Below are 25,328 nucleotides of genomic sequence, written 5' to 3' on the forward strand. Positions count from 1 at the left end.
CGCGGCCCGTTTCGCATGTGCCGGGCACGTCGTTCGCAGTCCCGGTAAACTGCGAGATTCGCTGTGATTCGCCTTCCTGAAATCCGAATTTTGACTGTATTTCAGTCACTTCAACGCAAGCCTGCGGGGTAAGTCGAGTCAACAGGATTATTTCACATTTTTGAAAAGTCCTCGCTTGCGCAAAGGCCCGCTGCGTTCGTAACAAAGGCCTCCACCCGGCACGGGACAGTCCGGGTGTCTTAACGATTTGACCGACAGGGGGGAGCTTCGGAATTGCGATTCCGGAGGGGGCATAACTATTGCCTGTCGCAATAAGATGGAAATGCGTCTGCGGGCCGACAGGTCCGGCAGACCGTGCGTGAATTGGGGAAGAGCTTGTGCACAGGATTGACAAGGCGCGGACACACGGCCGCCAAGCCGACGAACACCTGATGGAAGATGCCGAAGCCGTAAATCTTGCCGCCGACTGGTCCGATATCAGCCAGGGCCTGCGCAAGGATCTGGGACACCAGTTGCACAGCCAATGGATCAAGCCGATCCAGCTGGGTGCGCTGAACCGCGAATGCGGGACGCTCGACCTTTATCTGCCGACCGAATTTTCGGCCAACTGGGTGCGCGACCGGTTCCACGACCGCTTGCAGCTGGCCTGGTCGATTGCGCGCTCCGAAGTGCGCAAGGTCAACATCATCGTCCATCCGGGCCGGCGCCAGCTGCCCGAACTGCGCCTCGACGACGGTCGCCGCCCCGCCAATGACGGGGTCAGCGCGATCGCGATGGCGGCCGGAAGCATGGGCGATGCCTCGTTCACCTCGTCGGTGGGCCTCGATGCTTCGCTGACCTTCGCCGCCTTCGTCACCGGCGAGGCCAATATCCTTGCCTGCAACGCCGCGCAGCGGATGGCGGCGCTGGAACAGCCGCAATTCTCGCCGCTGTATCTGAAAGCGGCAACGGGCCAGGGCAAGACGCACCTGCTGCACGCGATCGGGCACGGCTATCTCAACGCCCACCCCCGCGCGCGGATCTTCTACTGCTCGGCCGAGCGGTTCATGGTCGAATTCGTGCAGGCGCTGAAGTCGAGCCAGACGATCGAGTTCAAGGCGCGGCTGCGCAGCTTCGACCTGCTGCTGGTGGACGACATCCAGTTCATCATCGGCAAGGCAAGCGCGCAGGAAGAACTGCTCTACACGATCGACGCGCTGCTAGCCGAAGGCAAGCGACTGGTGTTTGCTGCCGACCGCGCGCCGCAAGCGCTCGACGGGGTGGAACCGCGCCTGCTCAGCCGCCTGTCGATGGGCCTCGTCGCCGACATCCAGCCTGCCGACATTGAACTGCGCAAGAAAATCCTCGTCAGCAAGCTGGCGCGCTTCGCCCCGCTTTCGGTGCCCGAGGACGTGGTCGATTTCCTCGCCCGCACGATCACGCGCAACGTGCGCGAGCTGGTCGGCGGCCTCAACAAGCTGATCGCCTATGCGCAGCTGACCGGGCAGGACGTGTCGCTGCAACTCGCCGAAGAACAGCTGACCGACATCCTCAGCGCCAATCGCCGGCGCATCACGATCGACGAGATTCAGCGCACGGTGTGCCAGTTCTACCGCATCGACCGCGCGGAAATGAGCAGCAAGCGCCGCGCCCGCGCGGTGGTGCGCCCGCGGCAGGTAGCTATGTATCTCTCCAAGGTGCTCACTCCGCGCAGCTATCCCGAAATCGGGCGCAAGTTCGGCGGGCGCGACCATTCGACCGTGATCCATGCGGTGCGCCTGATCGAAGACCTGCGCCAGCGCGACGCCGACATGGACGGCGATGTGCGCAGCCTATTGCGCCAGCTCGAAAGCTGATCCGAAACTGCTGTCGACAGGCAATCCACAGGCCTGTCGACAGCGCGTCCACAGGCTGTAAACAGCCCCCATGCCATCGCAAGATCCCCCATCGGACCCTGTCGACCTGCCCAGTGGGTGGCTGCCTGCGCTCCTGCGCGGCGCCCGCGGTAAATGTCCGCGCTGCGCAGAGGCGCCATTGTTCCGCAAATGGCTCAAACCCGTAGCCCACTGCGCGCATTGCGGGCAGGACTGGTCGTTGCAGCAGGCGGATGATTTTCCCGCCTATATAGGCATCTTCGTGGTCGGCCACCTGCTTGCCCCCGTGGTCATCGCAATGATCTCGGGCGGGATGTCGGCATGGGCGACGCTGGCGATCCTGCTCCCGGTGTCGATCGTGCTGCTGCTGGTCACGCTCCAGCCGACCAAAGGTGCGGTGATCGCCTTCCTCTGGTGGCACGGGATCGGCGCGTTCAAGCAGGAGCGCGGCGCGCCCTCGCCCAAGGATCCTGAATGACGCTTGCCCCTGCCCGGCTCGACCGATTTGCCCGCCATATCGTACTGCCCGAAGTGGGCGGCGCGGGGCAGGTGCGCCTGGCCGAGGTCCGCGTCGCGATCATCGGGCTTGGCGGGATCGGATCGCCCGCGCTGCAATATCTTGCTGCCAGCGGGATCGGCCGGCTGGCGCTGGTCGATGACGATGTGGTCGACGTGTCGAACCTTCAGCGGCAGACGATCTTCACAACCCGCGACGTGGGCTACGGCAAGGCGGTATCGGCGCGGCGCTGGCTGGCCAATTTCGATGACGGCTTGCAGGTCGATGTCTCCGACGCGCGAATCACGCCGGACAACGCGCCCGCGCTGATCGCGGGCTGCGATCTGGTGCTCGACGGCACCGACAATTTCGCCACGCGCCTTGCCGTGTCGGACGCCTGCGTTGCGGCGGGCATTCCGCTGCTTTCGGCCGCGGTGGGCCGCTTTCAGGGACAGGTCGGCGCATGGGCCGGACACCTCGACGGCGAGGCGTGCTACCGCTGCTTTGTCGGCGATGCCTTCGATGCCGAGGATTGCGACACCTGCGCCGATGACGGCATGCTGGGGGCAATGGCGGGCTGGGTCGGCAGCTTTGCCGCGATGCAGGCGATCAGGGTCCTGCTGGCGGACGTGAGCGGCTTCGGCGCACCCGGATGGGGACGGCTCCATATTCTCGACGGACTCGAACCCGGAATGCGCACGATCCGGATTGCCAAGGACCCGGGCTGCCGTGCCTGCAACTCAGCCGGCTAGCACCTCGTCCACCCATTCGGGCACCAGCCTGCTGGCTAGGCCCAACCGGGTTTCGTGGAACATCCGCGAACCTTCGGAGTGTTCGAGATTGAGCTCGAGCGTGCGCGCGCCATGGCTGCGCGCTTCCTGCACGAAACCGGCCGCCGGATAGACCGCGCCGCTCGTGCCGATGCTGACGAACAGATCGCAGGCCTCAAGCGCCTGATAGATCCGCCCCATCTGATACGGCATCTCGCCGAACCACACGACATCGGGCCGCAAGCTGGGCGCCTGGCAAACCGGACAGGCAGGCCGGTCGATCAGCGTGCCAAGCCACGGCGCGCGCGTCTCGCACGCTGAACACAGCGCGCTTTTCAATTCGCCGTGCATATGCAGCACGCGGCCCGATCCGCCGCGTTCGTGAAGATCGTCGACGTTCTGCGTCACCAGCAGCAGTTCGCCCGCAAATTCGCGCTCCAGCCGGCCCAGCGCCATGTGCGCCGCGTTGGGCTCGGCATCGGCCAGCGCCGCGCGGCGCATGTCGTAGAAATTAAGCACCAGATCGGGATTGCGCGCGAAGCCTTCGGGGGTGGCGACATCCTCGATGCGGTGCTGTTCCCACAGTCCCCCTGCGCTGCGGAAAGTGTCGATCCCGCTTTCGGCAGAAATGCCTGCGCCGGTGAGGATGACGATGCGTTCAATCTCTGCCATGAGGCCTTCAAGCATGGGGCAAAAAGGCACGCAATGGCACAGCTCAAATTCGGGGTGATCGGACACAAGGGCCGGATGGGTCAGGCGCTGGAGGCCGCGATTGCGGACGCTGGACACTGCCTGTGCGTCGGGGTGGACGCGGGCGGCGATATCGCCGCGCATGCGGGACAGTGCGATGTGCTGGTCGATTTCTCCGCGCCGCAGGCACTGGCGGACAATCTTGCCGCAGCGGTCGCGGCAGGCAGGCCGATCGTGGTCGGCACCACCGGCCTTGAAGCGGCGCACTTCGCGATGCTCGCCGATGCCGCGCGCAGCGTTGCGGTGCTGCAATCGGGCAATTTCTCGCTCGGCGTCACCTTGCTTGCGCATCTGGTGCAAGAGGCCGCGGCACGGCTCGGCAACGATTGGGACATCGAGGTGCTCGAGATGCACCACCGGATGAAGGTCGACGCGCCTTCGGGCACGGCCAAGCTGCTGGGCGAGGCGGCGGCGGCGGGGCGCGGAATTGCGCTTGCCGATCACATGGAAAGCGGCCGTCACGGCATGACCGGCGCGCGGGCCGTGGGCGCGATCGGTTTTGCCACCTTGCGCGGCGGCACCGTGGCGGGCGAGCATTCGGTGATCATGGCCGGAAACGAGGAGCGCATCGTGCTGTCGCACTCGGCGGAGAACCGCATGATCTTTGCCCGCGGCGCGGTGCGTGCGGCCGAATGGCTGACCGGGCAAGGCGCGGGCCGCTATACCATGCAGGACGTTCTGGGGTTGTGAGGCACGCGCGATGACCCGCGACCAGATTTTCGAGTTCTTCCGCCGGCTGGCCGAAGACAATCCCGCGCCCGAGACCGAGCTCGAATATGGCAACGCCTACCAGCTGCTCGTCGCGGTGGCTCTGTCCGCGCAGGCGACCGATGTGGGGGTCAACAAGGCCACCCGCGCGCTGTTCGCCAAGGTCGAAACGCCGCAAGCGATGCTCGATCTGGGCGAGGAAGGATTGAAGGCGCACATCAAGACCATCGGCCTGTTCAACTCCAAGGCCAAGAACGTGATCGCGATGAGCCAGATCCTCGTGGATCAGCACGGCGGAGAGGTGCCGGACAGCCGCGATGAACTCGTGAAGCTCCCCGGCGTCGGGCGCAAGACCGCCAATGTCGTGCTCAACTGCTGGTTCGGGCAGGAAACCTTCGCGGTCGACACACACATCTTCCGGGTCGGCAACCGCACGGGGATGGCCAAGGGCAAGACGCCCGAGGCGGTCGAAGCCAAGCTCGAAAAGCGCGTGCCCACCCCGTTCCGGCGCGATTCGCACCACTGGATGATCCTGCACGGCCGCTATGTCTGCAAGGCCCGGCAGCCCGAATGCTGGCGTTGCACGGTTGTCGACCTGTGTTCGTTCCGCAAGAAGGTGCTGGAAAACCCGCGCGGGTGAACAGTGGTGTTCCATCATCCACCCGGTGCCGTCGGTTAAGGCGCTGCAGCGTGCACCTTGCTTCAAGCCTTGCGCCGCAATGCTTCGCTTCTGTGCATTAAGCTGCGGTTCAAATGCACGGGCGTTGATCGTGTGTTTTCAGGGTGGAGACGTTTCATGATGCCGCGACCGCTTGTCCCTGCTGCCACCGCTGCGCTGCTGCTGCTCGGCGGCTGCACGCCCACCGATCCCGCCGCGCGCGCCGATGCCGAGGCAGCGCGGGTTCCCGCCGCCACCGCCATCGGCGAGCCGCAAAGCTGCATCTCGCGCTCGCAGGTGCGCGCGACGGTGGTGCGCAGCGACAGCGTGATCGATTTCGAGATGTATGGCGGCAAGACCTTCCGCAACACCCTGAAGGCACGCTGCCCGGGGCTGGGCTGGGACCGTGCGATCACTTACGAAACCTCGGTCGATCAGCTCTGCACGCCGCAGATCGTCTATACCCTCACCAACATCGGCGGTGTGCCGCAGCGCGGAGCGGGCTGTTCGCTCGGCGCCTTTGTGCCGGTCGAATACGAGAAGGACTGAGCCGGCGGGCGAGCAAGCCCGGCGCTCCTAGCCCCGCCCGTCGCCGAAGTTGCCGGGATCGAGGTCGAGCCCTGCGCGCCCATCCGCTGCGGTATGCGAAGGCGCGTGGGGAAGCTCGACCACTTCGGGCTCCTCCACCTCCAGCATCCCTTCCCACCTGGTGATGACCGCCGTCGCCACCGCATTGCCAACCACGTTGGTCGCGGTGCGGCCCATGTCGAGGAACTGGTCGATCGCAAGGATGATCGCGACCCCTTCGACCGGCAGGCCGAACATCGCGAGCGTGCCGGTGATGACCACGAGGCTTGCGCGCGGAACCGCAGCAATGCCCTTGGAACTGATCATCAGCGTCAGGAGGATCATGATCTGCGTCCCGATGCTCAGATCGATGCCATAGGCCTGCGCGATGAAGATCGTCGCAAAGCTCATGTACATCATCGAGCCGTCGAGATTGAAGCTGTAACCCAGCGGCAGCATGAAGCCTGAAATCCGGCGCGGCACGCCGAAGCGGTCGAGCTGTTCGAACAGCTTGGGCAGCGCGGCCTCGGACGACGCGGTCGAGAAGGCGATCATCAGCGGCTGGCGGATATAGCGGATCAGCGCGAAGATGCGCCGCCCTAGGAACACCGCGCCCGCGCCCAGCAGGATCACCCACAGGAGCACCAGCGAGAAGTAGAACTCGAGCAACAGCGTGAGGTAGGTGCCGAGGATCGACAAGCCGCTGGCCGCGACCACGTTGGCAAGCGCGCCGAACACCGCGATGGGCGCATAGCGCATCACGTAACCGGTCACCTGCAGCATCATTTCAGCGAGCGCGTCGGCGCCCGTCACCAGCGCCTTGCCGCGCTCGCCGATCGCCGACAGCGCAACCCCTGCGAAGATCGAGAAGACGAGGATCTGCAGGATGTTGTTGGTCGCCAGCGCCTCGACCGCGTTCTTGGGGAAGATCGACAGGATGAAGTCGGTCGCTTTGAGCTCCTTGACCTCGCCCACGGCGGCGGTCGCTTCGGCAACGTCCGGGATCGGCGCGCCGATGCCCGGCTGGAAGATGTTGACCAGCAGCAGGCCAAGGCCAATCGAGACGAGGCTGGCGGTGATGAACCAGGTCAGCGCGCGCACGCCGATCCGGCCCAGCGCCGCGCTGTCGCCCATGTGGGCGATGCCGACCACGATGGTCGAGAGCACCAATGGCGCAACCAGCATCTTGATGAGGTTGAGGAAGATGTCCGACAAAAGCTTGAACCACGGCGCGATGTCGGCCTTGATCACATCGGCCGCGACGGTCTGGTTAAGCACCTGACCGACGACGACACCCAGCAGCATGCCGAGCAGGATGTAGAGGGTAAGCTTGCGGTCCATTGTCTCTCCCGTCCGCTGTGACGCGGCTCTATTCCGTCGCTTCGAGTGCGAGGCCCGCGCGCGCGATGCGGGCATAGATGCGCGCGAGCACGGCAAGATCGGGGATCGCCACCGCCTCGTCGCGCTTGTGCATGGTTGCGTTGCACAGGCCGAATTCGATCACCGGGCACACACTGCGCAGGAACCGCGCATCCGACGTGCCGCCGGTGGTGCTGAGTTCGGGCACGATGCCGGTTTCGGCGGCCACCGCCGCGCTCACCAGCGCCGAGAAGGCGCCCGGTTCGGTCAGGAACGGCTCGCCCGAGATGACCGGACGCGCGCTGCCGCCGTGCTTTTCCGCAATCGCCATGACGCGTTCTGACAGGCTTTTGCCGGTGTGCAGATCGTTGAACCGGATCGAGATGCGCGCCTGACCCGCTGCGGGAATCACGTTGTGCGCCTTGTTGCCGACATTGATGTCGGTGATTTCGAGATTGCTCGGCTGGAACCAGCGGGTGCCGGTATCGAGCGTGAGCGCATCGAGTTCGGCGAGGATCGCGACCAGCTTTGGCAGCGGATTGTCGGCAAGGTGCGGGTAAGCAACATGGCCCTGCGTGCCCTCGGCATCGATGAAGATGTTGACCGATCCGCGCCGTCCGATCTTGGCCATGTCGCCCAACCGGTTGACGCTGGTCGGCTCTCCCACGAGGCAGAGGTCGGGCTGGTGGCCTTGGGCCGCCATGAAATCGATCAGCGCGCGGGTGCCGTGGAGCGCGGGGCCTTCCTCGTCGCCGGTGATGATGAAGCTGATCGTGCCCGCATCCTGCGGCACTTCGGCGACCGCGGCGACCATCGCGGCGATCGCGCCCTTCATGTCGACCGCGCCGCGCCCGTAAAGCAATTCGCCGCGCACCTCGGGGGCGAACGGGTCCGAGGCCCAGCCATTCTCCCCGCCGATCGGGCCCGGCGGGACCACATCGAGGTGGCCGGCAAAGGCGAAATGGCGGCTGCCTTCTGGCCCCTGCCGGATCGCGAAGAGGTTTTCGACCGGTGCCTCGTCCGAGCCTTCCGGCCCGTCGCCGCGGGTGAAGCGGTGGACGGCAAAGCCCAGCGGCACCAGCATCGCTTCGAGTTCGGCAAACACGCTGCCGGTTGCGGGCGTGACCGAGGGCGCGGCAATCAGGCGCTTGGCGAGGTCGAGAGTGTCGAGCATTCCGGCGGGCCTAGCAGGAGTTGCCGCCGATGCCCAAGTGCGATCTTGCCACGCATCCCCGGCGCGCTGCCATTGCCTAGCCTTCACCGCCCGGCACAGTGGGCGCCGGGCGCGGCGAATCGCCGCGCCTGTCTGGCACCGCCAGCGGCCCCGGCGCAAAGGCGGTTTCGAGCAGCTCCGCAATCCTCAGCCCCGCCTGCTGCACCCGCCGTTTGGCGATCGGCACCCCGCGCACGATGTCGTCCTGGGTCAGCGCCGTCTTCTTTGGCAATGTGCCATCGCACAGGTTTTCGGTATCGAACGCGGTCGGGTAGACGAAGCTCCGCGCGATCTCCCAGCTTTCGCGGCCCCAGTCGTCAGGCGTGCCGCCGGCAAGCTCTGCCCGTTCGGCAGGCGAATAGGCGCGCACCACCGGATCGGCGGGATCGCTGATCGCGCGCTCGGCCAGGGGGCCGTCCCAGATCCAGTGGAGGTTCAGGTCGGGAACGATGCCGTAATCGGCCTTGCGGTCGTTGCCGCCGCGGTCCTCGTTGTCGCCCGAATGCAGCGGCATGTGCACGTCGCCGGCAAAATGGACCATGAAGGCCAGCGCCTCCAGCCGGATCGGCGCGGGCAGGCTTTCATCGGCGAGCATCCGCTGCGCGCGGATAATCTGCGCGGTCACGCAGTTGCCGCCGGCGCAATTGCCGCGCGGATTGAACGCCTCGCACACCGGCGCAGTGCGATAGTGCCATGCCGAGGTATAGCCCCAGCGCCAGCCTTCGCCCTTGATGCAATCGGCCCACACCGCCGCATCGGCGAGCGTGGTGAGCGGGCATTTGGGCGTGCCGAGTTCCTTCTCCTTGGCAAGCAGCGCGCGGATCTTCGCCAGCGAGGCGGGCGAGACGTTCGCCTCGGCGACGCGCGCGGTCTGGCGGTGCGCATAGTCGCCCCAGGCCAGCGCGGGCGCGGGGAGCAGCGCCAGCAACGCCACAATGGCTGCGAACAATCTCATGCCATCACCTCGTATTGTTCGATCACCCAGTCTTCTTCCTCGGCAGCGCCGATCCATTCGCGCATCCAGTCATGTTCGCAGATCGCTTCGATATAGGCCTGCGCGAAGCCCGGCACGCCGATCCCGTAGGTCTGGAAGCGGGTCACGACCGGGGCATAGAAGATGTCGGCTGCGCCAAAAGTGCCGAACAGATAGGGGCCTGCGCTGCCATGGCGCGCGCGGGCTTCGGCCCACAGCGTCAGGATCCGCACGATATCGTCGCGGGTGGCTTCGGAAAGGCCGGGCAGTTCGACCCGGCGGCGGATGTTCATCGGCAGTTCGCGGCGCAGCGACTGGTAGCCCGAGTGCATTTCGGCAACCATCGCCCGCGCCATCCCGCGCGCGGTCTCGTCCTTGGGCCAGAACCGTTCGCGGCCCACCTTGTCGGCGCAGAATTCGAGGATCGCGAGACTGTCCCACACCACGGTGTCGCCGTCCCAAAGGATCGGCACCTTGCCGCTCGATGGCTGCACCTCGCCCATGTCGTGCTTCAGCCGGTCCCATTCCTCGCCCATGATCGGCACGGTGAGTTCGTCGAAATGCAGGCCCGATTGCTTGACCGCGAGCCAGCCCCGCAAGGACCAGCTCGAATAGTTCTTGTTGCCGATGATCAGTTTCATGCCGCCGCGCGCTCCACCTTGCCGGGCCAAATCCGGCCCTCCCCCTAGGCGTTCATCGGGGCGCTGTCGACGCTGAACCAGGTGACAGGTGAGACACTGTCCTGAATGCGAAAAGCCCTTGGCGCGAAAGGCTTCGAGCCGCGCGGCGAATTGCGCGTGGGTGAGCGGGGCGGCAGGGGTTCGGGGCGGGCGGTGCATGGCATTGCGGACGCTGGCAGACGGAACCGGGTGTAGGAAAACCGTTTCGTAAGGCGCGCGCGGGCGCTAAGCCTGCGGGCCATGACCCTGCCCCCCTTTCACCTCGCCTTCCCTGTCGACGATCTTGCTGCTGCGCGCGCGTTTTACGGCGGGGTGATGGGCTGCGGCGAAGGGCGATCATCGGACGAATGGATCGATTTCGATTTCCACGGCCATCAGATCGTCGCCCATCTCGCCCCGGGACAGGCGGGCGACCGTGCGGCGAACCATGTCGATGGACACGGCGTTCCGGTGCCGCATTTCGGGCTGGTTCTAAGCATGCCGGCATGGGAAGCGCTGGCCGCGCGACTGGCGGCGGCGGGCTGCGAGTTCGTGATCGCGCCGACGATCCGCTTCAAGGGGCAGCCGGGCGAGCAGGCCACCATGTTCCTGCGCGATCCGAGCGGCAATGCGCTTGAATTCAAGGCGTTTGCTGACCCGGCAAACCTGTTTGCGACCTGATGCAAAAAACACCACAGGCAAAGATAATCCATGTTGGAAACGTGGTATTGCTAACCACTTGCTAACCATTCACCCGTAATTGCCCTGAGCATGAACACAGATACTCGCATTCACAGCTCGTTAGCCACAATCCTCGCCTCGGCCATGGTGCTTGGCGCAGCCGCGCCCGCCCATGCCGGCGGCGTGACGGCAGGGACCCTGATCCGCAACACCGCGACTGCGGCCTACGATGAAGGCGGCACGCAGCGCAGCGTCGATTCGAACACCGTAACGGTGCGCGTCGACGAATTGCTCGATGTGACGGTGACCTCGCTCGATCCCGGCCCTGTGGCAGGCATCCCTGGCGATGCGGTGCTGTCCTTCGAATTGACCAACCAGGGCAATGGGCCCGAAGCCTTCCGCCTGATCCCCGACACCGCGGTTGCCGGCAATGATTACGACGTTTCCGTTCGCGGCATTGCAATCGATAGCAATGGCAACGGCATCTATGATGACGGCGTCGACCAGCTGCTGACCGCGCCGCTCGTCACGCCGGTGCTCGCAGCCGATGCGCGGCTGACCGTCTTCGTGCTCGTCACGGTACCGCAAGGCGCGGGCAACGGCGATACCAGCAATGTCGCGCTGACCGCCGAGGCTTTGACCGGCACCGGCAGCCCGGGCGCCAGCTTCGACGGCGCCGGCGTCGATGGCGGCGATGCGATCGTCGGCACCACGGGCGCCTTTGCCGCCGCCCGCGGCGCGCTGGCAAGCAGCATTGCCGGCGTCCAGCTCAACAAATCGGTGACCTTGCGCGATCCGTTCGGGGGCAGCGCCGCGGTGCCGGGCGCTACTGCAACCTTCACCATCGAAGCCAGCGTGACAGGTTCGGGCAGCGTTGCCGATCTGGTGGTGAGCGACGCGATCCCCGCAGGCACGACCTATGTTCCCGGCAGCCTCGCGCTCGATGCCGCTCCGCTCAGCGACGGGGCCGATGCGGATGCCGGCAACGCGTCGGACAGCGCCGGCATCCGGGTCGATCTGGGCACTACGCCAGCCGGCACACGCCGTGCGGTCACCTTCGCCGTGACCATCGACAAGTGATGCCGCGCAATCGCCCCTCGATGCCATTCAAGACCAACCGCTTCCTCAAGGACCACGCCATGAAGCCGATCGCCAAATTCTTCCTCACCTGCGCCGCCGCTGCATCGCTCAGCGCCCCAGTGCTGCCGCTCGCCGCGCAGGAACGGCCCAGCCCGGTCGTTCTGGCGGGCGATGTGAAGGCGGTGAAGACGATCACCGAAGCCGACGGCAAGCAGCGCACCGAACTGGTCGAACCGCAAACCATCGTGCCCGGCGACCGGCTGGTGTTCGGCACCGACTATTCGAACACGGGCAACGAAGCCGTGACCAATTTCACCGTCACCAATCCGCTGCCCGAAGCCGTGCGCCTCGCCCCCGATGCCGAAGCCGGCCTGTCGGTCTCGGTCGACGGCGGCAAGACCTGGGGCACGCTCGCCGCGCTCACCCTTGCCAATGCCGATGGCACGACGCGCGCCGCCACGCACGCCGATGTCACGCATGTCCGCTGGGTGCTCGAAAGCATCGCGCCGGGCGCCAAGGGCAGGCTCACCTATCCAGCCATCATCCGCTGACCGGCGGAAGATAACCGCTACGCCCCGCGGGCGGGACCAATTACGCGGGGCTAACACTCGGGACCATAAAACATGAAGACCACCAAGCAGTTGCTGGGTGCGGTGAGCGCGGTTGCGCTCGTCGCGATGTCCAGCGCCCCCGCTCTGGCCGCAGGGACCAGCGCAGGCACCACCATCACCAACAACGTCTCCGTCAGCTTCAATGTCGGCGGCGTGGCACAGAACGCGCAGACCGCGTCGAACTCGTTCACGGTCGACCAGCGCGTCAACGTCAACGTCGTCAACAACGGGCCGGCCACCTCGGTTTCGCCGAACCAGACCAACCGCGTGCTGTCGTTCGACGTTACCAACCTGTCGAACAGCACGGTCGACCTTGCGCTGACCACCTCGCTGCTCGGCGGCACGGCGGCCAATATCAGCAACTTCCGCGTGTTCCGCGACACCAACGGCAACGGCCTGCTCGACAGTGCCGAACTGACCGCGGGCCCGATCACCTATCTCGATGAAGTCGCCGCCGATGCGACCGTCAAGGTGCTGGTGGTTTCGGACATCAGCATCAATGCGGCCAACGGCAACACCTTCGATGTCGCGCTGATCGCCGATGCGCATGCCGCCGGCACCGCCAACACGCTCGGCGCGCAGCTGGTCGGCACCTCGGGCGCGAACACCGCCGGGATCGACACGGTGCTGTTCGACGGCGCGGGCACGGCCGATGCGGCGAACGACGGCGCCTTCTCGGCAACCGGTCGTTACACCGTCGCCGGCGCGGTTCTGACGCTGGCCAAGACCAGCCGCGTGATCAGCGATCCGGTCAACCTCACCAACAATCCCAAGGCGATCCCGGGCGCGACGGTGGAATATTGCATCACCGTGGCCAATGCTGCGGGCGCTGCGACCGCCACCAACGTCAACGTGGTCGACGATCTTCCCGCCGATGTAACCTACAGCGCGGCCTACGGGATCTTCATCAACGGCAACGCAACCTGCACCAGCGGCACCGCCGGCGGCACGTTTGCAGCTGGCGCCGGGGTGAGCGGCCGCGACCGTATCAGCAGCGCGCTGAACGACGTGGCGGCGGGTCAGACCCGTTCGCTCTACTTCCAGGTCGTGATCAAGTAATCCCGATCGGGACCTCAGGTCTTGCGTGTTTTCCCCTCCTTGCGGCACGCGGCAGCGGCCCTGCTGGTAACGCTGCTGGCGTTGCTGGCCGTGCCGCAGGGCGGGGTTCACGCGCAGACCGGCGAGACTGCAACGCTACGCACGGTCACCAATATCGCCGAAGCGACGTGGGACGCGCAGGGTTCGCGCCAGCGCACCACCAGCAATGCCGTGCGCTTCGACGTCAATGAAAGCCCGCTCGCCCCGCCCGCGATCCGGGTCTATCGCCGCACCAGCGAGGGGACAGGGGCCGAACTGGCCTACCGCGTGCCGCAATGCGGGGCTGGCACCGGCCCGGTTCAGTCGCTGCAATCGGGCGCCACCGCCAGCACATCGCCCTCCGGTGCGGCGACGGCAACGATCCGCACGGCGACCGTCCAGCAGACCGATACGCTGCACGGCGGCGAACCGCTGTTCTTCGAGATTTCCGCACGCGCGGCCAACCGCGATCCTGCCGCAGTCGAAAGCCTGACCGTGGTGCTGACCACCGCCGAAGGCGACAGCGAGACGATGACCGTCTTCGAGACCGAGGCGGACAGCGGCATCTTCGCGGGCGTGATCGATACGCTGCGCATTCCCCCGCCGGTGACCAAGGAAGATTGCCGGTTGAGCGTGGGGCAGGACACCCGCGTGGTGATCGCGGCGATGCGTCCGGACAGCGACACGATCCTCGTCTCGGCCGATGTCCGCGTGCTGGTCGATCCGTTCGGCGTGGTCTTCGACAGCGAAACGGGCGAGCCGGTCGATGGTGTGCGCGTCACGCTGGTCGATGCCGACACCGGATTGCCCGCCACCGTGTTTGCCGAAAACGGCGAAACTTCGTGGCCGTCGAGCGTGATCACCGGACAGCCGGTGATCGACGGATCGGGCCGCGCGGTGCCGATGGGGCCCGGCGAATTCTGGTTCCCGCTGACGACGCAGGGGCGCTTCCGCCTCGTTGCCGAACCGCCGGCGCCCTACACCGCGCCGTCCACCGCGCCGCGCGATGTGATCGCCCGCGCGCTGCGCCCCGATGGCCGCCCCTATGTGGTGCGCGAAGGCTCGTTCGGCGATATCTTCGTGCTCGACACGCCCGTTCCCTTCGAAGTCGATATTCCGGTCGATCGTCCGGCGGGCGACCTGGCGCTCGTCAAAACCGCGTCGCGGCCGCGTGCTGCGCCCGGCGATCTCGTGTTCTACACGCTGACCGTGGGCAACAGCGATGCCGCGCGTATCCGCCGCGGGGTGACGCTGGTCGACACGCCTTCGCCCTGGCTGCGGCTGCGCCCCGGTTCGGTCCGCATCAATGGCGCCGCCGCCCCGCAGGCCGTTACCGTGTCGCCCGACGGCCGCATCATCACGATAGCGCTGGGCGACATCCCCGCCGCCGCGACCATGCGTGTCACCTATGCCATGAGCGTGCGCGCCGATGCGCCTCCGGGCCGCGCGGGCAACACCGTGATCGCCGCCGACGCGCTCGGCCGCGAAACGCGCGCACAGGCCGTGGTCGATATCGACCGCGAAGGCATCGCCGACCGCATGACGATCATCGGCCGCGTGACCGCCGGCGGCTGCACCCTCCCCGAAGCCGGTCGCCCCGGTATCCCCGGCGTGCGCGTGATGCTCGAAGACGGCAGCTTTGCGCTGACCGATGCCGATGGCCGCTACCATTTCGAAGGCGTGGTGCCCGGCACCCACGTGGTGCAGGTCGCCGCGATGACCCTGCCTCAAGGCGGACGCTTCACCGATTGCACCCGTTCCAGCCGCAGCGCGGGCAGCGCGATCTCGCGCTTTGCCGTGGGTCAGGGCGGCAGCCTGGTGGTCGCCGATTTCCATGCCATCCTGCCCGAAGGCGCAAAGCCTGCTGCCGCGCCTGCCCCTGCAACTGAGACCGAAGCGCCCGTCGACGCGGCAGAAGCCGTAACTGCCGACAAGACCGCGCCCGCCGTCACCGATTACCTCGCGCTGGGCGATGGCGAGGATGGTTTCATCGCCCCCGCGATCGACGCCAACCCGCGCGCGCCCGCAATCAAGGTCGCGGTGCGGCACCGTTTGGGGCAGAGCGTCAAGCTGCTGGTCGATGGCAAGCCGGTCGATCCGCTCGCCTTCGAAGGCACGCAGAACCCCGAAACCGGCACCTGGTCGATCAGCCAGTGGCGCGGCGTGCCGCTGCTGACCGACCGCACCGTGCTCGAAGCCCAGATCATCAATTCGTTCGGGGAGGTGTCCAAGACCTTCACCCGCGAAGTGTTCTTCACCCGCACCCCGGCCAAGGTCGAGCTGCTGCCCGCGCTTTCGCAGCTGGTCGCCGATGGCCGCACCCGCCCGGTGGTGGCGATCCGCGTGCTCGACCGCAACAACCGCCCGCTGCGCGAAGGCATGTCGGGCAGCTTCACGCTCAACGCGCCCTATCAAAGCGCCGAGCAGATCGACCGCCAGCAATTGAACCAGCTCACCGGCATGACCCCGATGGCCGCGCGCTGGGTGGTTGAAGGCAGCGAAGGCATCGCCAGGATCGAACTCGCGCCCACCATGGTCAGCGGTTCGCTGCGCCTCGCCTTTGCCTTCGACGACGGCGCGATCACCCGCCGTCAGGAGCTTGAGGCATGGGTTGAGCCGGGCGATGTCGAATGGACGCTGATCGGGCTTGGCGAAGGCACCATCGGCGCGCGTTCGGTTGCCAGGAACATGGAACGCAACCGCCGCTTCGACAGCGATCTGGGCGATGATGCGCGCGTCGCGCTCTATGCCAAGGGCCGCGTGCTGGGCAAATACCTGGTCACGCTCGCCTATGACAGCGCCAAGCAGCGCGAGGACACCCGCGCATTGGGCGCGATCGACCCGCAGGCCTATTACACCGTGTTCGGCGATGCCTCGGCGCGCCAGTTCGATGCCGCGAGCCGCGAAAAGCTCTATGTCCGGATCGAAACCGCCACCTTCTATGCGCTGTACGGGGACTTCCAGACCGCATTCAACCAGACCCGCCTTGCCAGCTACAACCGCACCGCGACCGGGGTGATGGGCGAAGCGCGCGTCGGTGCGATCAAAGCGCAGGGTTTTGCCGCACAGATCGCCAGCCGCTTCCAGCGGCAGGAAATCCAGGGTCAGGGGATCTCGGGCCCCTATGCGCTGTCCAGCCGCCGCATCCTTGCCAATTCCGAACGCGTCACGATCGAAGTGCGCGACCGGTTCCGCCCCGAACAGATCGTCAATTCGCGCACGCTCACCCGCTTTACCGATTACGACATCGACATGCTGTCGGGCACGATCCGCTTTGCCGCCCCCGTGCTGAGCCGCGACGAAAACCTGAACCCGCAATTCATCGTGATCGAGTTCGAAACCGATGGCACGGGCGCGGCCGAATGGAACGCCGGCGCGCGCGCCGACTGGACCAGCAAGGCTGGCACGCTGCGGATCGGCGCAACCGCGATCACCGATGCCGGGATCGCCGGCGCGGACGGCAAGGCGCAGCGCACCGATATCGGCGCAGTCGATCTGCTCGCCCGCATCGGCGCCAACACCGAAGTGCGCGGCGAAATCGCGATGAGCCGCCGCGACGGACGCGAGGCGACCGCTTTCCTTGCCGAAGTACAGCACCAGACCGGCAAGGTCGATCTCGTCGCCTATGCCCGCCAGATCGATGCCGACTACGGCATCGGCCAGCAGAACGCGGTCGAGCGCGGCCGCCGCAAGGTCGGGGTCGACGGGCGCGTGCTGCTGACCGAGGAACTGAGCCTTGTCGGCAGCCTGTGGCAGGACGACAGCCTGACCGACGCCGCCCGCCGCCGCGCCGCGCAGGCGCAACTGGCGCTGACCCGGCAGGCGACCAATCTGCGGCTCGGCATCGTCCATTTCAACGATCGCCTGCCCGATGGCAGCACCGCGGCCTCGACCGTGGTCGAAGCGGGCGCTTCGCAGCGCTTGTTCGACAACAAGCTCGAACTGTCGGCCGGCACCGCCATCGCGCTGCAAAAGGCCGAAAGCGCCGATCTGCCCGCGCGTCACCGGCTGGGCGCACGCTATGCCATCACGCAGGACGTGCGGCTGGTGGGCACCTACGAAATCGCCAATGGCGCCAAGTTCGACGCGCGCCAGCTGCGCGGCGGGATCGAAGTTGCGCCGTGGCAGGGCGGTCAGGTGACCACCACCATCGGCAAGGAAACCATCGGCGAGAACGGCAATCGCAGCTTTGCCGCCTTCGGCCTGTCGCAGACGCTTCAGGTGAGCCCCGCGCTCACCATCGACGCCACGATCGACGGCAACCGCACGCTGGGCGGCCGTCCGTCGGCTGGCAGCCTCGTCAATCCCGATCAGCCAGCATCGAGCGGCGGCCAGATCACCGGCGGGCTGTTGTTCGAAGACTTCACCGCCGCCACCTTTGGTGCCGCATGGCGCAAGGACCGCTGGAGCATTACCGCGCGCGGCGAATGGCGCGACGGGGAGACGATCGACCGCAAGGGCGCATTGTTCGGCGCGATCCGCCAGCTGGGCGAAGGCAGCCTCGTCGGCTCGGGCGTGACCTGGACGCTGTCCGAAGCGGCCGGCGGCGCGAAGGCCGAAATCCTCGATGCGAGCATCGCCTTTGCGCACCGTCCCGACAATTCGCCGCTGGCGATGCTGGGCCGGCTCGAATATCGCAGCGACACGATCACCGGCGGCGTGGCGGGCGAAATCGGCGGTATCGGCGGTCCCGGCCGCACCGGGCTGACGGTCGATGGCAACGCCACCGCGCGCCGGCTTGTCGCCAGCCTTTCAGCGAATTTCTCGCCGCGCGGACAGATCGACGGCGCGGGCGTTCGCCGCCACGAATTTGCGCTGTTTCTGGGCGCGCGGCACAATCTCGACCAGTTCGAAGGCACCGAATACCAGGGCACCGCGGTGCTGGCGGGCGGCGATGCCCGCTTCGGGATCGGCGAGCGTTTCGAACTGGGTGCAACCGCCACGGTGCGCGCCAGCCTCACCGACCGGTCGACGACCTTCGCCTTTGGCCCCAGCATCGGCGTGGTGCCGACCGATGGCGTGCTCGTCACCCTGGGCTACAATGTCGAGGGCTTCCGCGACGGCGATTTCGGCCCCGCGCGCAACACCGACAAGGGCGTCTATGCCGCGGTGCGGATGAAGTTCGATGCCGGCAGCTTCGGCTTTCTCGGGTTGGGCCGATGAGACCCTCCGCTGCGCGAAAGACCGGGTTGGTTAACCGGCTGCTTACCATGATGCGCTATCCCGACGGGATGATTGCAGGGGTCATGGTCGAGTTGCGCCGCTTGATGGCGCTGGCACTGGTGATGTGCGCGCTGGCATGGGGCGGCGCGGCGCAGGCGCAAAGCTGTGCGCCTGCGGGCGCGCAAGGCACCGCGCCTGCCAGTTGGCAGACCTATTGCTGGCTGAGCCTTGCCAATTACAACGACACCACCGCGCGCAGCGCCGCAGGCCAGAACATGAGCTTCACCCTCCCCGACGGATCGACGCTGAGCTTCAATGCGCGCGTCACCGGCACCAATCCCGGGTACAACGCGGTCGCCGCGCCTTCGTGGACCGGCGCAGCGGTGGGCAGCAGCGCGTTCATCAACATTCCCGGTCGGCCCGTGCTCTATTCCACGCAAGCCGGCATCAGCCGGATCGCGATCACGGGGATCAATGTCACCCCGCCCGCCGGCGGCGGTGTTACGGTCTACTCCTTCGTCGTCGCCGATGCCGAATCGAGCAACGACAACGAAGCGCTGCGGATGAGCACCAATGGCGGCAGCTGGCAGCTGCTTGATTCGGTGCCGCCGATTTCGGGATCGACGATGCCGCCGATCACCGGTGTGGGCAGCGCCAATGTCACGGTCAGCGGCGCGCCGGGAACGGTCGGCGGCTACATCCTGGGCAGCAACAGCCCGACCAGCGTGACGGTGGAAACCCAGTCGGGCGGGCTTCAGGGGGTGATGTTCGCGATCCGCTTTGCCACGATCCGGTTGCAGACCCAGCTGCTCGGCACGCGGATCAGCGCCGCGGACCAGTTGAACTTCCAGATCGCATCGACCGCCACCGACGCGACGATCAGCAGCGGCACCACCACGGGCACCGGGGCAGGCCCCTTCACCACCGCGCCGCTCAACATGGCAGCAGGCGTGCCGATCACCTTGCGGCTGGCGATGGCAGCGGGCAGCGCCAGCGCGATCTCGGCCTATGCCGCCAATCTTACCTGCGTGAACAGTGCAGGGGCGACGCGCGGCACGCTGCCCAGCAACCTGCCCACGACCGATACCGACATAGGCCAGCTCGAATTCGGCGAGTCGCTGGTGTGCACCTTCCTTGCCGGTGCGCAGCCGCGCCTGCGGCTGCGCAAGGCACTGGGCACCAACGGACGGCGGTTCGACACCGACCAGTTCACCGTGCGGATCATGGACGATGGCACGCCCTTCGCCTCGTCGACCACCACCGGCACGACGACCACCATCACGGCCGGCACCGGCGACACGACGCTGCGCGCGGTGGAGAACGGCGCGACCTATGTCCTCGACGAAGTTGCAGCGGGCACGACCGTGCTGGGCAACTATACCGCCACCATGTCGTGCACCAATGCGCTCACCGGATCGCCCACGATTATGCCGACTGCGGTGGGCGGCACGATCACGCTGCGTCCCGCAGATTCGGTCACCTGCATCATCACCAATTCCCGCCGCGCGGCCGCGGTGCTGACGATCGCCAAGACCAGCACGGTGATTTCCGATCCGGTCAACGGGACGACCAATCCCAAGCTTATCCCGGGCGCGGTGGTCGAATATGCGATCACCGTCACCAACGCCGGCACCGGCCCGGTCGATGCCAGTTCGATCGTGATCCTCGACGTGATGCCCGCGCAGATGGCGTTTGCGACCGGCACCCCGATCACCTTCACCAACGGCACACCGACCAGCGGCCTCAACACCTTCAACGCCGCAACGATGGTCACCTATTCGCAGGCAAGCGGCGGCGCGGCGCCCTATACTTACACCCCTTCAGGCGCCTACGATGTGCAAGTGCGCGGGATCAGGATCGCGCCGACCGGCACGATGGCGGCCGCCACCAGCGCAACCGCGCGCCCCAATTTCACCATCCGCTTCCGCGCGCAGGTGCAATAAAGCCCGAGCGCCTACGCGTCAGCCGACGTCGAAGGTCACCGTGCCGCGCGCGACATGCCCATCGGTCCCGGCGGCCTGCCAGCGCACGTCATAGGTGCCCTTGGGCAGCGGCTTCTTGAGCGTCAGCGTCATCGTCGTGCCATCGGCGGACCAGCTCGCGACGAAATTGCGGATCGCCATTTCGCCGTGATCGGCCATCCCCGGCATCGCGGTCATGATGATCGCCGCCGAAGCCGTGGCGGGCGCGACCTTTTCGTTGAAGGTCAGCGTGATCCGGCTGGGCGATTTCGCGGTGCTGCCCTGAACGGGCGTGGCGGATACGAGCCCGACATGCGCGAGCAGCGGCGCGGGCGCTGCGACACCGGCGAAAAGCGCCGCAGCGGCGAGGAAGACAGAATGGCGCATCGACACGAAAAACCCTTGTTGAAGATCAGAACCACCAGCGGATACCCGCGACAAGCTTAAGCGCGGATGACGCTTCCCCCCGCCCGCGTGCGTATTCTGCACCCGCGCCCGTGCGCCATGATTGTTCAAGCCCGAGATAGGGCGCAAATTCGCGCGCGAATTCATACCGCAGCCGCGCACCGACCGCGAACCGGTCAAGCCCGGCACCAATGCCGAGCGCCGGAATATCCTGCGCCGAAAGCTCGGCCTCGGCGCGCGGCTGGAGGATCAGGCGCTGGGTGATGCGCTGGTCCAATTCACCTTCGATCCGCGCGGTCAGATCGCCGCGGGTCGACACGAACAAGGCAGCGTCGATTTCGAACATGTAAGGCGCAAGGCCCTGAACCCCGATCACGCCATGCGTCGTGTCAGGCCCGGCAAAATCGTGGCGCACCCCGATCTGCAAATCCCAGAACGGCGCGATGGCCCGGGCATAGAGCGCCTGTACCTCGGCCTCTTCAAGGGCCGCGCCGGTCTCTCCTTCGCCCTCGCTCTTAAACCAGAAACGGCTGGTGGGGCCGCCGTAATAGCCTTGCAGATCCCACAGATAGCTGTCGCCGCCCTCGCCCGTCTGCATTTCGAACCGGTCGCCCTGCACCCACAAAACGGCAAAATCTCCGTGGGTGTCGGCCAGCGCCTTGCGCGATGCGGCCATCGCGTCCGCGCCCCAGATCGCATCGGCTGCGCGCGGCGGGCCGCTGCCCGCTTCGGCCGGGGGCGGGATTTCCATCAGCGGTCCGGGCGAAGGATCGGCGGCCTCGGCGTCCCCACTGTGTCCGGCATGGGGATCCTGCGCAGGCATGGCGTGGCCACCGTGCTGGTGATCCTGCGCGGCCGCAGGCGCGGCGCAGGCGAACGCGGCCCATGCGAGGAGCACGGTCCGCCTCATCGCTGCGGCCCTTCCACCGTGACGGTCTGCATCATCCCGCCGTGCATGTGATACAGGAGGTGGCAGTGGAACGCCCAGTCACCCGGCTCGTTCGCGGTGAGATCGAACTGCGCGCTTGCGCCGGGCTGCACGATCACGATGTTCTTGCGCGGCTGATGTGCGGGATCCTCGCCATTGACCAGCTCGAAGAACATTCCGTGCAGGTGGATGGGGTGCGCCATCATCGTGTTGTTGACCAGCTTCACGCGCACCCGCTCGTTCCAGGCAAAGCGGATCGGCACGTCGCTGACCGCCGAATACATCTTGCCGTCGAACGACCACATGTAACGCGCCATGTTGCCGGTCAGATGCAGTTCGAGCAGGCGCGAGGGCGCGCGGGTGTCGCGGTTGGGTTCCAGCGCCGAGAGCATCCGGTAGTTGAGCACCCGGTGCCCGACATCGCGCAAGCCGATGCCCGGATCGCCCATTTTGTCGACCGGCGCCATCGCCACCATGTCGATCCCCGGCCCCACTGCGACATCCGGCGGCAGCAGCAGCGTGTCGCGCATGCTCATGCCGTCCATGCTGTGTCCAGCCGCGCCGTCGCCGTGGTTCATCCCCATGTCGCCCATGTCGAGCAAGGGAGCTTTGCGCGGCGGCGGGATCGGCGCGCGTTCGCCCGGGCGGCTGGTCAGCGTTGCCAGCGCCATGCCCGACCGGTCCATGCTTTCGGCGATGATGGTATAGGCCTCGGCCTTGGGCGTGACGATCACATCGTAGGTTTCGGCCGTGCCGATCTGAAACTCGTCGACCGCGACCGGTTTCACGTTCTGCCCGTCGGCCGCGATCACCGTCATCGCAAGCCCGGGAATGCGCAGGTTGAAGAAGGTCTGCGCCGCGCCGTTGATGATCCGCAGCCTTACGCGCTCGCCCGGAGTAAAGACGAACTCCAGCCCCTCCTTTGGCCCGCGCCCGTTGGCGAGATAGGTGTAGGTCGAACCTGTCACATCGGCGATGTCGGTCGCGGGCATCCGCATTTCGGCCCACATCCGGCGGTCGGCAGCGGTCAGCGGGTATTCGTCGGTCCAGCTGGTTTGCTGGTAATTGAAATAGCCCTCGCCCTTGCGCAGCCGCTCCATGATGGCGTGCGGGTGCAGCGGGGTGAACTCGCTCAGCAGCAGGATGAATTCGCGGTCGTAGTCTGCCGGTTCCGCGCCGGCCGGGTCGATGATCAGCGGGCCGTAATGCCCCTGCTGTTCCTGCAGGCCCGAATGCGAGTGGTACCAGTAAGTGCCCGACTGCCGGATCGGGAATTCATAGGTGAAGGTCTGGTGCGGCCTGATGCCGGGAAAACTGATCCCCGGCACCCCGTCCATGTGGAACGGCAGCAGCAGGCCGTGCCAGTGGATCGAGGTGTCCTCGTCCAGATGATTGGTGACATTGAGGCGGACATCCTGCCCTTCGCGCAGGCGGATGAGCGGGCCCGGAACGCTGCCGTTGACCGCGATGCCATGCCCTTTGCGGCCCTGCACCACACGCGGCCCGTGACCCACGGCAAGATCGATCACCGGGCCGGAAAGCTGGTCGAACCCGGCCCGCAGCGGCGCGCCGCCTGCAGTCCGGTGGTGCCCACGCCCCTGCGCCCATGCCGGCAAGGCGGCCAGCCCGGCAGCGGCCCCGGCGGCGCGCACAAAGCCGCGGCGCGAAAGCGCCCGAAGCGTCATGCCGCGCGCACCATCGAAGGCCGCGCACGCTTGGCACGCGGCGCGCTTATCATGCCGTGCGTCCGGGACAGTCCGAATGCACCGATCATCAGGCTTGGCTTCGACATTGATCCCATCATCTGGTGCTGACCGGCGACCGGCCGGGCCTCTCGTACCGGGCGCGCAAGGCCCTGCCTTTTTTCAAGGACTGCTTCCTTAGCGCCCCTGCGCAACGTCCGCCACCCGCGCCGGTTCCGGGCGCACCGCAGGCCGGCGGTAGGACTGCGTTAAGGTGGCGAACCTAGATGCAGCCCGATGCAAAGAACCCTGATCCCGCTTGTCGCTGCCGCGGCGCTTTTCGCCGTCCCTGTCGGGGCCAACATCGTCACCGGGGCTGCGGCCGTGGTCGACGGCGATACGATCACCATGACCGGCACCCGTATCCGGCTCGTGGGTATCGATGCGCCGGAAGCCGCCCAGATCTGCAAGCGCGGCGGCCAGCCGTGGAACTGCGGCACGGACGCCGCGCAAGTCCTTGGCGACATCATCGGCGGGCAGCCGCTCGAATGCACGGCCGTCGGCACGGATGTCTATGGGCGCACGCTGGCCACCTGCACGACCCCGGTTTTCGACGTGGCTCGCGAGATGCTGCGGCGCGGGATGGCGGTTCCGGCGCCCGATGCACCGTCCGATTACACCGAGGCGCGGGCAATCGCGCAGCAAATGCGGTATGGCCTATGGGCGGGGGAATTCGACCTGCCGTCGGCCTGGCGCGCCGCAAATCGCGGCGATGCGCCGCCGGTCGCGCGGCGCGCTGTCCCGGCTGCGCGATCGCAGCGCGTTGCCGCAGCGGCGCCCGCCCGCGAGCGGCGCTACACCAATGCGCTTGGCTGCGCGATCAAGGGAAACAACAGCCGCCACGGCGATCTGATCTATCACCTGCCCGGCCAGCGCTATTATGCGCAGACCCGGCCCGAGGCGCTGTTCTGCACCGAACGCGAGGCTGCTGCCGCCGGTTTCAGACGTTCGAAGGAATAGGACACCCCGGCGGCTTGCGCGCCGGAGCCGTCTTCAGCCCATCCACCCTTCGCCCAGCGCATCCGAAACGACCGCGGCGCGCAGCGTATCGATGCCCATGCCCTTCTCGCTGCTGGTAAGGTGCAGTTCGGGGTAGGCGGCGACATGCTTGCGGATTTCCGCCGCGGTCGCCTCGGCCACCTTGTCGAGTTCGCTGGCCTTGATCTTGTCGGTCTTGGTCAGCACGACGCGGTAGCCCACCGCCGCCTCGTCGAGCATCTTCATCATCGCCCGGTCGACCTCTTTCACCCCGTGGCGGCTGTCGACCAGCACCAGCGTGCGGACCAGCACCGCGCGCCCGCGCAGATAGGAATTGACCAGCGCCTTCCACTTCTCGACCACTTTCACCGGTGCCTTGGCAAAGCCGTAGCCCGGCATGTCGACCAGCCGAAACAAGGGCAGCGCGCCCTCTTTTTCCGGGCGGCCGACATCGAAGAAGTTCAATTCCTGCGTGCGCCCCGGCGTGACCGAAGCGCGCGCGATCGCCCGGCGCCCGGTCAGCGCGTTGAGCAGCGACGATTTGCCCACGTTCGAACGCCCGCAAAAGGCGATTTCGGGCACATCGGGATCAGGCAGGAACTGCAGCTGCGGGGAGGAGCGCAGGAAATCGACCGGCCCCGAAAAGAGCCGCGATGCCGCATCCTCGCGCGCCTGCCAGTCGTCGGGGTCGGTCAT

At 66.7% G+C, this 25,328-nt stretch carries 22 protein-coding genes; 13 read left to right on the forward strand and 9 right to left on the reverse strand.

What is annotated here, in order from left to right:
• Positions 1 to 431: 431 nt before the first annotated feature.
• The 3 genes from dnaA to A9D12_RS02455 all read left to right on the forward strand — a co-directional run bounded on the left by dnaA (position 432) and on the right by A9D12_RS02455 (position 3,101).
• Positions 432 to 1,835 carry a chromosomal replication initiator protein DnaA gene (gene dnaA / locus A9D12_RS02445; RefSeq protein ID WP_068353482.1) on the forward strand — a complete coding sequence of 468 codons (1,404 nt, stop codon included), beginning with the start codon at positions 432 to 434 and terminating at the stop codon, positions 1,833 to 1,835.
• Between the two features lie 178 nt (positions 1,836 to 2,013).
• Positions 2,014 to 2,331 (forward strand): DUF983 domain-containing protein, encoded by a 318-nt coding sequence (locus A9D12_RS02450; protein WP_335645782.1) that lies wholly within the window; start codon positions 2,014 to 2,016, stop codon positions 2,329 to 2,331.
• Positions 2,328 to 3,101, forward strand: a complete 774-nt coding sequence (locus A9D12_RS02455; RefSeq protein WP_068349462.1) for a HesA/MoeB/ThiF family protein — start codon at positions 2,328 to 2,330, stop codon at positions 3,099 to 3,101. Before A9D12_RS02450 ends, A9D12_RS02455 begins: the two co-directional genes overlap by 4 nt.
• On the opposite strand, the gene A9D12_RS02460 is transcribed toward A9D12_RS02455, so the two are convergent.
• Positions 3,090 to 3,791, reverse strand: coding sequence for an NAD-dependent deacylase (locus A9D12_RS02460; protein ID WP_068353485.1), 702 nt, complete (start codon positions 3,789 to 3,791; stop codon positions 3,090 to 3,092). The two genes, A9D12_RS02455 and A9D12_RS02460, sit on opposite strands and share 12 nt — an antisense overlap.
• 33 nt (positions 3,792 to 3,824) lie before the next feature.
• Between A9D12_RS02460 and dapB the strand changes: the two genes are divergently transcribed.
• The 3 genes from dapB to A9D12_RS02475 all read left to right on the forward strand — a co-directional run bounded on the left by dapB (position 3,825) and on the right by A9D12_RS02475 (position 5,784).
• The gene (dapB, locus tag A9D12_RS02465) at positions 3,825 to 4,559 is read left to right on the forward strand and encodes a 4-hydroxy-tetrahydrodipicolinate reductase (RefSeq protein ID WP_068349466.1); all 735 of its coding nucleotides are present in this window, start codon (positions 3,825 to 3,827) and stop codon (positions 4,557 to 4,559) included.
• A 10-nt stretch (positions 4,560 to 4,569) separates the two neighbouring features.
• Positions 4,570 to 5,217 (forward strand): endonuclease III, encoded by a 648-nt coding sequence (gene nth / locus A9D12_RS02470; RefSeq protein WP_068349471.1) that lies wholly within the window; start codon positions 4,570 to 4,572, stop codon positions 5,215 to 5,217.
• 156 nt (positions 5,218 to 5,373) lie between these two features.
• Positions 5,374 to 5,784 carry a hypothetical protein gene (locus A9D12_RS02475; protein ID WP_068349473.1) on the forward strand — a complete coding sequence of 137 codons (411 nt, stop codon included), beginning with the start codon at positions 5,374 to 5,376 and terminating at the stop codon, positions 5,782 to 5,784.
• Positions 5,785 to 5,811: 27 nt separating this feature from the next.
• Here A9D12_RS02475 and A9D12_RS02480 read toward each other — a convergent pair whose 3' ends face one another.
• The 4 genes from A9D12_RS02480 to A9D12_RS02495 all read right to left on the reverse strand — a co-directional run bounded on the left by A9D12_RS02480 (position 5,812) and on the right by A9D12_RS02495 (position 9,988).
• Positions 5,812 to 7,143, reverse strand: coding sequence for a dicarboxylate/amino acid:cation symporter (locus tag A9D12_RS02480; protein WP_068349475.1), 1,332 nt, complete (start codon positions 7,141 to 7,143; stop codon positions 5,812 to 5,814).
• Positions 7,144 to 7,171: 28 nt separating this feature from the next.
• A complete protein-coding gene (gene dapE, locus A9D12_RS02485; protein ID WP_068349477.1) occupies positions 7,172 to 8,335 on the reverse strand; it encodes a succinyl-diaminopimelate desuccinylase in 1,164 nt (387 codons plus the stop codon).
• 76 nt (positions 8,336 to 8,411) lie between these two features.
• Positions 8,412 to 9,329: a S1/P1 nuclease gene (locus A9D12_RS02490; protein WP_068349479.1), complete on the reverse strand. Its 918-nt coding sequence runs from the start codon at positions 9,327 to 9,329 to the stop codon at positions 8,412 to 8,414.
• Complete coding sequence (locus tag A9D12_RS02495; protein ID WP_068349482.1) at positions 9,326 to 9,988, reverse strand: glutathione S-transferase family protein; 663 nt, start codon at positions 9,986 to 9,988, stop codon at positions 9,326 to 9,328. The genes A9D12_RS02490 and A9D12_RS02495 overlap by 4 nt, the downstream gene beginning before the upstream one ends.
• Positions 9,989 to 10,267: 279 nt before the next feature.
• Here A9D12_RS02495 and A9D12_RS02500 point away from each other — a divergent pair, with 279 nt between their 5' ends.
• The 6 genes from A9D12_RS02500 to A9D12_RS14935 all read left to right on the forward strand — a co-directional run bounded on the left by A9D12_RS02500 (position 10,268) and on the right by A9D12_RS14935 (position 20,561).
• The gene (locus tag A9D12_RS02500) at positions 10,268 to 10,687 is read left to right on the forward strand and encodes a VOC family protein (protein ID WP_068349484.1); all 420 of its coding nucleotides are present in this window, start codon (positions 10,268 to 10,270) and stop codon (positions 10,685 to 10,687) included.
• A 90-nt stretch (positions 10,688 to 10,777) separates the two neighbouring features.
• Positions 10,778 to 11,767: a DUF11 domain-containing protein gene (locus A9D12_RS02505; RefSeq protein WP_068349486.1), complete on the forward strand. Its 990-nt coding sequence runs from the start codon at positions 10,778 to 10,780 to the stop codon at positions 11,765 to 11,767.
• Between the two features lie 20 nt (positions 11,768 to 11,787).
• Entirely contained in the window at positions 11,788 to 12,318 is a 531-nt protein-coding gene (locus A9D12_RS02510) for a hypothetical protein (protein WP_231889672.1), read from the forward strand.
• A gap of 72 nt (positions 12,319 to 12,390) precedes the next feature.
• Complete coding sequence (locus tag A9D12_RS02515; protein ID WP_068349488.1) at positions 12,391 to 13,437, forward strand: DUF11 domain-containing protein; 1,047 nt, start codon at positions 12,391 to 12,393, stop codon at positions 13,435 to 13,437.
• A gap of 21 nt (positions 13,438 to 13,458) precedes the next feature.
• Complete coding sequence (locus A9D12_RS02520) at positions 13,459 to 18,618, forward strand: hypothetical protein (protein WP_231889673.1); 5,160 nt, start codon at positions 13,459 to 13,461, stop codon at positions 18,616 to 18,618.
• A gap of 47 nt (positions 18,619 to 18,665) precedes the next feature.
• Positions 18,666 to 20,561 carry a CshA/CshB family fibrillar adhesin-related protein gene (locus tag A9D12_RS14935; RefSeq protein WP_082925348.1) on the forward strand — a complete coding sequence of 632 codons (1,896 nt, stop codon included), beginning with the start codon at positions 18,666 to 18,668 and terminating at the stop codon, positions 20,559 to 20,561.
• An 18-nt stretch (positions 20,562 to 20,579) separates the two neighbouring features.
• Here A9D12_RS14935 and A9D12_RS02530 read toward each other — a convergent pair whose 3' ends face one another.
• Genes A9D12_RS02530 through A9D12_RS02540 form a run of 3 tightly spaced genes read right to left on the reverse strand, consistent with a single transcriptional unit; the run spans position 20,580 to position 23,597 of the window.
• Positions 20,580 to 20,966: a copper resistance protein CopC gene (locus tag A9D12_RS02530; RefSeq protein ID WP_068349489.1), complete on the reverse strand. Its 387-nt coding sequence runs from the start codon at positions 20,964 to 20,966 to the stop codon at positions 20,580 to 20,582.
• A gap of 25 nt (positions 20,967 to 20,991) precedes the next feature.
• On the reverse strand, positions 20,992 to 21,894 hold the full coding sequence (locus tag A9D12_RS02535) for a copper resistance protein B (RefSeq protein ID WP_082925349.1): 903 nt from the start codon (positions 21,892 to 21,894) through the stop codon (positions 20,992 to 20,994).
• Positions 21,891 to 23,597 carry a copper resistance system multicopper oxidase gene (locus A9D12_RS02540; RefSeq protein WP_082925350.1) on the reverse strand — a complete coding sequence of 569 codons (1,707 nt, stop codon included), beginning with the start codon at positions 23,595 to 23,597 and terminating at the stop codon, positions 21,891 to 21,893. The genes A9D12_RS02535 and A9D12_RS02540 overlap by 4 nt, the downstream gene beginning before the upstream one ends.
• 294 nt (positions 23,598 to 23,891) lie before the next feature.
• On the opposite strand from A9D12_RS02540, the gene A9D12_RS02545 reads away from it, so the two are divergent.
• Entirely contained in the window at positions 23,892 to 24,614 is a 723-nt protein-coding gene (locus A9D12_RS02545; protein ID WP_068349492.1) for a thermonuclease family protein, read from the forward strand.
• A gap of 33 nt (positions 24,615 to 24,647) precedes the next feature.
• Here the strand turns inward: A9D12_RS02545 and yihA are convergent, their stop codons facing one another.
• Positions 24,648 to 25,328 carry a ribosome biogenesis GTP-binding protein YihA/YsxC gene (gene yihA / locus A9D12_RS02550; RefSeq protein ID WP_068349495.1) on the reverse strand — a complete coding sequence of 227 codons (681 nt, stop codon included), beginning with the start codon at positions 25,326 to 25,328 and terminating at the stop codon, positions 24,648 to 24,650.

Origin of the sequence: Erythrobacter neustonensis (assembly GCF_001663175.1) — a bacterium.
GTDB lineage: Bacteria > Pseudomonadota > Alphaproteobacteria > Sphingomonadales > Sphingomonadaceae > Erythrobacter > Erythrobacter neustonensis.